At 41.3% G+C, this 1,096-nt stretch carries 1 protein-coding gene; it reads right to left on the bottom strand.

The window, feature by feature from the left end:
• Positions 1 to 112: 112 nt before the first annotated feature.
• Positions 113 to 880, bottom strand: a complete 768-nt coding sequence (locus ACTNBK_RS17065; RefSeq protein ID WP_002586626.1) for a class I SAM-dependent methyltransferase — start codon at positions 878 to 880, stop codon at positions 113 to 115.
• Positions 881 to 1,096: the final 216 nt, after the last annotated feature.

Below are 1,096 nucleotides of genomic sequence, written 5' to 3'. Positions count from 1 at the left end.
GGCTGCGGCAGCATCGCCCAGGATGGAAGCCAGCGGCTTCCATCCTGACCGACGCTCTGATTAACTAAGTTCTACCGTGCAGGTGTCCAGCTTGCACTTGCAATTTGCGAATTTATTTTAAGCTATCACGTTTTACCTTCTTAAGCCTTACTATCATTACCATAGGAATTTCTTTGTTGGTTTTAAAACATTCTTCATAAAATCCATCAATGACAAATCCAGCTCTAAAACAAAGGTTAAAAATATCTTGTATGGAACGATGATAATAAATCTGCTCTTTCGGTTGCCCTTCAATCGCTATATCATAGTAACTGTGCGGTGTCATATATTTTTCAGTCAACGTGACAAAACAAGGGTGTTGCGTTGCAAAGACAAAAATTCCGCTTTCCTGCAACAGTTCATAAACAGCCATAAGAAGTGGTTCAATATCCGTAATATCCATAATTGCCATATTAGAAACTGCTTTCGTAAAGGCTCGATTTCTTTTTAATTCTAATATACTTTTTCTATCGGTCGCATCCGCCACACAAAATTCAATTTGTTTTGCATATTGTGATTGCCGTCTTTTAGCCAATTCTATCATTTTTTTGCTGTAATCAAAAGCGACAACCGAAGCGCCTCTTTGTGCAAGATACGAAGAATAATTTCCATTGCCACACGCAATATCCAAAATGTAATCCGCAGGATTAGGAGATAGAAGTTCCGTTACTTTGGGACGCACTACCTCTCTGTGAAATTCATTAGATTCGTCACCCATTGCATTATCCCAAAATTGTGCGTTCTCCTCCCAGATTTTTTTACTTTCCTCTGTTCCCATGTTCTCTCCCACTCCCCAAATTTGCTTTTTTGCTTCCATTAAATCTTCCTTACTATATTCCATTGTTACCCTCCATAACTTCTGATTGTTGCCGTCTTGACGATTATGTATCTTTACATTACCTTCTGAAACATATGGCGCACCTTGTCCAGGCGGCTGTTTGGACGGCGGGGCTGGATGACCGGCTGACCGACAGCGGCCTGATATCCTTTCAGCTCTGTAAGGCATACGCTCCGCCCGTTGGTGTAAAAGGCCAGATCAGTACGGTATGCCTGTATA

The organism is Intestinimonas sp. HCP28S3_D6 (genome assembly GCF_052065695.1).
GTDB lineage: Bacteria > Bacillota > Clostridia > Oscillospirales > Oscillospiraceae > Intestinimonas.
The sequence above is the reverse complement of the archived record's forward strand: the minus strand, read 5'-3'. Positions and strand labels throughout refer to the sequence as shown.